At 66.0% G+C, this 5,654-nt stretch carries 6 protein-coding genes; 5 read left to right on the forward strand and 1 reads right to left on the reverse strand.

All coding sequences use genetic code 11. From position 1 onward, the window contains the following. The first annotated feature begins 396 nt into the window (after positions 1 to 396). Both B3446_RS21395 and B3446_RS21400 read left to right on the forward strand, forming a co-directional pair. On the forward strand, positions 397 to 1,032 hold the full coding sequence (locus tag B3446_RS21395) for a DMP19 family protein (RefSeq protein WP_291384782.1): 636 nt from the start codon (positions 397 to 399) through the stop codon (positions 1,030 to 1,032). 244 nt (positions 1,033 to 1,276) lie between these two features. Beyond that, on the forward strand, positions 1,277 to 2,179 hold the full coding sequence (locus B3446_RS21400) for a prohibitin family protein (protein ID WP_370632992.1): 903 nt from the start codon (positions 1,277 to 1,279) through the stop codon (positions 2,177 to 2,179). Here the strand turns inward: B3446_RS21400 and B3446_RS21405 are convergent. Continuing rightward, positions 2,172 to 4,277 carry a PTS sugar transporter subunit IIC/EAL domain-containing protein gene (locus B3446_RS21405; protein WP_291384784.1) on the reverse strand — a complete coding sequence of 702 codons (2,106 nt, stop codon included), beginning with the start codon at positions 4,275 to 4,277 and terminating at the stop codon, positions 2,172 to 2,174. The two genes, B3446_RS21400 and B3446_RS21405, sit on opposite strands and share 8 nt — an antisense overlap. Positions 4,278 to 4,534: 257 nt before the next feature. Between B3446_RS21405 and B3446_RS21410 the strand changes: the two genes are divergently transcribed. The 3 genes from B3446_RS21410 to B3446_RS21420 all read left to right on the forward strand — a co-directional run. Next, positions 4,535 to 4,777 carry a hypothetical protein gene (locus tag B3446_RS21410; RefSeq protein ID WP_191576154.1) on the forward strand — a complete coding sequence of 81 codons (243 nt, stop codon included), beginning with the start codon at positions 4,535 to 4,537 and terminating at the stop codon, positions 4,775 to 4,777. Between the two features lie 126 nt (positions 4,778 to 4,903). After that, positions 4,904 to 5,413: a sigma-70 family RNA polymerase sigma factor gene (locus tag B3446_RS21415; RefSeq protein WP_191576153.1), complete on the forward strand. Its 510-nt coding sequence runs from the start codon at positions 4,904 to 4,906 to the stop codon at positions 5,411 to 5,413. A gap of 11 nt (positions 5,414 to 5,424) precedes the next feature. Further along, the coding region (locus B3446_RS21420) for a FecR/PupR family sigma factor regulator (protein WP_291384786.1) at positions 5,425 to 5,654 on the forward strand (230 nt) is incomplete at its 3' end.

The following is a 5,654-nucleotide window of genomic DNA, read 5'->3' on the forward strand; positions in this document are numbered from 1 at the left end:
GGGCGTGCCGGCTGGCGCCACCTGGCGCGAAGGCGCCAGCGTTGCGCGCGGCGGCTGCTCGGCCATCTCGCGCAGGCTGCGTTGCTGCTGATCGATAATCATCGTCTTGACGGCGGGCATGCTGACGCGCGNNGCATCGGTATGCTGCGCAAGCCGGTCCAGCATGTACGGCGGGACCACTCCGATCAGAGGAGCGGACTCGGAAGGACGGGGCATGGTCGGTCTCCGGCAAAGGCGCCGGAGGACACCCCGGCGCATGCCTGGTTAACGTAGCAGATGGGTGAACAGCGCGCCGTAACAGGATGCGGCGCGATGCGCAGCGGCAACGCGCGCGCCTCGACAGCGCTGCGCCGATCCGGTAGCGTCTTGCGCTTTCCCGTTTTTCCGGACCCTTGCATGACCACGCCTGACTACCGCATCGCTTCCCTGACGTTGACCGATACGCACGTGCTCTTGACGCTTGCCGACGGCCGCGAGGTCAAGGAGCCGATCCGCCGGCATATCCGCCTGCACGAGGCGACACCCGAGGCGCGCGCGCAATGGCAACTGGTGGACGATGGGCATGGCGTCGTGTGGCCTGCGCTGGCCGCACCTGTACCGGAGGGCATGCTGAACGTGCACGATCTGCTGTGGGATCTGCGCTACGAACAGGCCATGGCGGCGCTGCAAGCCGCCGAATGGAAGCTCGACCGGCTGTCGGAAACCGACCAGGAACTCGTGGCCTTGTGGCGCATGGAGGCCGACATCAACAATGGCGGCTTCATGCAGTTTCTGTGCAACTGGGGCGACCAGACCTGCCAACTGGCGTTGCAGGCGCTGCGCAAGATCGGCGCGGTGCACATGCTGGATGTGCTGTCGCGCATGCGCGGACTGATCGACCGTTTCGAGGCCTCGCCCGAGGTGGTGCAGCTGAACGACATCTACGGCGCGATGACGGAGCAGGAGCAGGAAGAAATGGAGTCGCTGGATCACGCATTCTGGGACTACCCGGACTCGATTGCGCGGCTGGGATTGCGTTGGTACGGCGCCTGAAACCGGCAGAATCACTGGGACAGAAACTTTCAGAAACGTATCGCCACATTACGTCGATACACGCCTGCGGCGGGTCGGCCGCTGCGGGATAGAATCCCGTCCTTCTTTCCCGGGGGGGACGCTCGATGCGGTATTTCCTTATCTTGGTGGGGGCGGCGGTGGTCGCCTATCTGCTCGCGCGCGGCATCGCGGCGGTGCTCTCGGACCGTAAACGCAAAAGAACAGACAGGGATTGGAAGTGAAGATGAAGCCGACAGATATCCAGATGGTCAAGACGATCGGCGCGGTCAAGCCGCGCAACGTGAAATTCGCCATTGGAACCGCACTCATCTTCCTGCTGATCCTGTTCATCGCCTTCGGATCGTGGTTCCAGGTGGACCAGGGCGAACGCGGCGTAGTGCTGCGCAACGGCAAGCTCGTGCGCGTGGCCGAACCCGGCCTGGATTTCAAGACGCCGTTCATCGACAACGTGATGACGGTGTCCGTGCGCGACCACACCTTCGTGTTCGAAAAGCTCGAGGCCTACAGCTATGACCAGCAGCCCGCGACGCTGCGCGTGTCCGTCACGTACCGTGTGCCCTCCGAGCACGTGGCCGAGCTCTACTCTGAATACGGCACCATCGCCAACCTGCAGATGCGCGTACTGGAGCGCAAGACGCCGGACGCGGTGAAGAACGTGTTTGGCCAGTACACCGCCGTGCGCGCCATCCAGGAACGGCAGAAGCTGGGCCTGGACGTGAACAACGCCGTCCTAAAGACGATGGAAGGGGCGCCGGTCCAGGTGGTGGGCGTGCAGATCGAAGAGGTGGGCTTTTCGCAGGCCTACGAGCATTCGATCGAACAGCGCATGCTGGCGCAGGTGCAGATCGAGACGACCCGCCAGCAAAAGGAAACGGCGATGATCACCGCCGAGATCCAGGTGGTCAAGGCCAAGGCCGAAGCCGATGCGCGCCGTCAGCAGTTCACCGCGGAAGCCGACGGCATCCGCATGCGCGGCGAAGCCGAAGCGGCGTCGATCCGCGCCAAGGCCGAGGCGCTGGCCGCCAACACCAATCTGGTGAGCCTGAACGCCGTTGAAAAGTGGGATGGCGTGCTGCCGTCCACCCAGGTGCCGGGCGCCGCGCTGCCCTTCATCGGCATCAAGTAGCGGCCGCGCTGGCAGGATGCGCCGGCAGGGCGGAGAGCTCCCGCCGCCGGCGCGCGAAGTCCACGATGTGTTCGCCGGACACCGCCTTGCTGTAGTACCAGCCCTGCACGACGATCTCCGCGCTGGACGCCAGCGCGGACAACTGCCCCTCCGTTTCCACGCCCTCGACGATGATCTGCAGGTTCAGCGCCTCGCAGAATCGCAGCAGGCCGCTCATCACCAGCGCGCCCCGGTCGTGGCTCTGCGCCATCACGAAGCTGCGGTCGATCTTGACCGCGTCGATCTGAAACTGGTGCAGGTAGCTCAGCGCCGAATACCCCGTGCCGAAGTCGTCGATATAGACGCGTGCGCCGATGTCATGCAGGCGGTCAAAAGCCGTGTGCAGCGCGTCGGCGTCCTCGACCAGCGCGTCTTCCGTGAGCTCGACCGAGACCTGGCCCTGCGCCTGCGCCAGCACTTTGATCAACCGGTCCAGAAAGGCCGGGGCCGTCAACGTGCCGCTTGTGACGTTGATGGTCATCGGCATCGTGAAGCCTTGCGCCCGCCACGCCAGGCATTGCAGCACCGCCTGCCGCGCCACCCAGAGATCGACTTCGCGCATCAGGTCCGCCCGCGCCAGCCAGCGCAGAAATTCCAGCGGCGCCTGTTGCGTGCCTTCGGGGCCGGTGGCGCGCAGCAGGGCCTCGCAGCCGGTGCATAGCCCCGTGCGCGTCGATACCTGCGGCTGGAACTCCAGATAGAAGTCGTATTCGCTGATGGCGCGGATGCGCGCGACCTCGGCCTGGCGGCGTGCGCGCGTGGCGTAGGTGGACGCGACCGGGTCATGGGCATACAGCAGGGATTCTTCCTGCAACTGCGGAAAGGTGGTGTCCAGCGACTTGAAGTACACCGTCGCATCGGCCTGGCGCTGCCGCTCCAGCGCGAGCAGAAAGGGCACGTAGATGCAGGCGCCCAGCGCGACCAGCGCGCATTGCAGCACGATTCCCGCCAGGCTTTCGCCCGCGCCCAGGTAGGCGTTGAACAGCACGGGCGATGTCAGCGGCAGCGCCACGGTGGCGGGGGCCAGCCAGCCCAGCTGCACGACCGCCACGGCAACCAGCACGTTGACCACGGGCGTCAGCACGAAGGGCAGCAGCAGACGGGGATTCAGGATGAGCGGCAGGCCGAACAGCAGGATCTCGTTGATGTTCAGCAGCGACACCGGAATGCTGGCCACCGCCAGCACCCGCAGCGAATCGCTGCGTGAAAACAGCAGGATCGCCACCACCAGCGACAGCGTTGCGCCGGAGCCGCCAATGAAGACGAACGCGCCCAGCAGCGTGCCGTTCAGCGCATAGACGCCTTCATACCCCGCGGCCACGCTCGTGGCGTTGAGCCGGGTCGCCTGGTCCAGCACGTCCATGATGGGCGCCATGGCCTGTGCGCCGTGGATGCCGAAGAACCAGAACAGGGAATTGAGCGCCCCGACCAGCGCGCCGGACGTGTAGGGGCTGTCCAGCGACGCAAGGCTCAGCGGAATGTCGACCTGTGCCACGGCGGGGATGCTCAACGCCGCCGACAGCGTCGCCATCACCAGGCCGGCCGTCAGCAAACCCGGCACGATCATGTTCAACGAGTCGCGGACGTTTTCGCCGATCAGTCCGTCCGGCGCCAGTTGCGTCCAGCGTCGCCGATGCAGCCAGGCCATCGCCGGCACGGCCGCGATCGGCGTGACGATGGCGATGAACAACGTGAGCGTGGCGGCCGCGCGAGGGTAGGGCGCCAGCAGGTTTTCGGCGATGGCGACAAAGCACAGGCACAGCAGCGCAGTGGGCAGGTGCGGAAGCCGGTGGCGGATCGACAGCATGTAGCCGATGGCCGTGCCGGCCAGCAGCGGGATGACCCCCGACAGCGCGCGGTGCAGACCGGCCAGCAGGTCGGCAATGCCGTCGGGCAGGCCGAACAGGCGTGCGCAAACGGACAGCACCAGGAACAAGGCGGAGACCAGCAGGCAGGGCATGGCCCACAGCAGGCCTTCGCGGATGGCGCGCAGGGAATTGGCGCTTGCCAGGGCGGCCAGCCGATCTCTTGGGTACTGCGGAAAGATCGATTTCGGCATGGCCGTCTTGTGGCGCGAGGGGCCCGGGCGATGCATCTGCGCCGGGGGTAAAAATCCGTTGCCGCATGCTAGCGCCTGTGTTCGCGCTTTAGCAATGCAAAAACGTGCCGGCGGCCTAGGGATTCCCCTCTGTCAAGAATTGGAAATTCAGTCTTTTTGACAGGGGACAAGCCGGTCCGGACGCTATACGATCGGTGGAATCCGCCCTGCAAGGACCGCGCGTCCTTGCACATAAGCTTCACCAGGAGGAGACCTGGATGCCTCAATTGGATTGGACGCCCGGCGACACCGTCCCGGATCGTCAGGGTTATTACGAGACGCGGCTCGATACCGGCGGCACCGCGATTTCGCTGTACAGCGTGTTGGGCTGGATGCCCTTGAAGACGCCGGGCAACCTGGTGAGCTGGCGCGCGCTGCCGCCCGCTGTCGAACGTCAGGAAGCCGAACGCCATATACAAGAGATACGCGCCGCGCAGAGCCACGTGCCGATGGACTACTAGCGGCGCCGCGCTACCAGACGGCGGGCGCGTGGGGCAGCGCCTTGCAAAGACGAAAACCGCATCTATAATTGCGAATCATTTTCATCTCGTCTTTGCTCTCAGGCGGCGACGCCGGGCCGCACCGCCATGCCATCCTCCTCGTTTGCCTCTCGTGCAGAGGTGCAGTCCGTTTATCAGGCCCATCACCAATGGCTGCGGGGCGTGTTGCAACGCAAGCTGGGCAACGCGTCCGACGCGGCCGACCTCGCGCACGACACGTTCGAGCGCCTGATCCGCGCCAATCTCCGCGAACCGCTCAATGAACCGCGCGCCTACCTGCGCACCGTCGCCACCCGTTTGCTGATTGGCCGGGCGCGCCGCGCCGCGCTGGAAGCGGCCTACGCCGAGACGCTGGCGCTGCAGCCCATGGCCGTCGAACCCTCGGTCGAGGCCCGCGCGCTGATTCTGGAGGCGCTGGCGGAAGTCTGCGAACTGCTGGACGCGTTGCCGATGGCCAGCCGCCGGATCTTCCTGATGGCGCAGATCGACGGCCTGTCGTATGCCGAGATCGGCCAGCAACTGGGCCTGACGCCCAACGCCGTGCAGAAGTCGCTGGCGCGCGCGCTGGTGCACTGCTACACGGCCGTGTACGGCTGACCCTCGAATTCATGGACAACGCCAAGCTGCTGCGGCCGCACGCGCCCGAGGCCGGCGCCATCGACCCCAAAGTCATCCGGCAGGCGGCGGACTGGTGGGCGCGCCTGCGTGAAGACGCCAGCCCCGCCGAACGCGATCGCTTCGAGCGCTGGCGGCGGGCGGAACCCGCCCACGAACTGGCCTGGCAACGGCTGGGCGCCTTGACGCGCGACGTTGCGGCGGGCGTGGCGCAGGCGGGGCC

It is taken from the genome of Achromobacter sp. UBA5777 (genome assembly GCF_002418565.1).
Taxonomy (GTDB): Bacteria; Pseudomonadota; Gammaproteobacteria; order Burkholderiales; family Burkholderiaceae_B; genus Achromobacter; species Achromobacter animicus.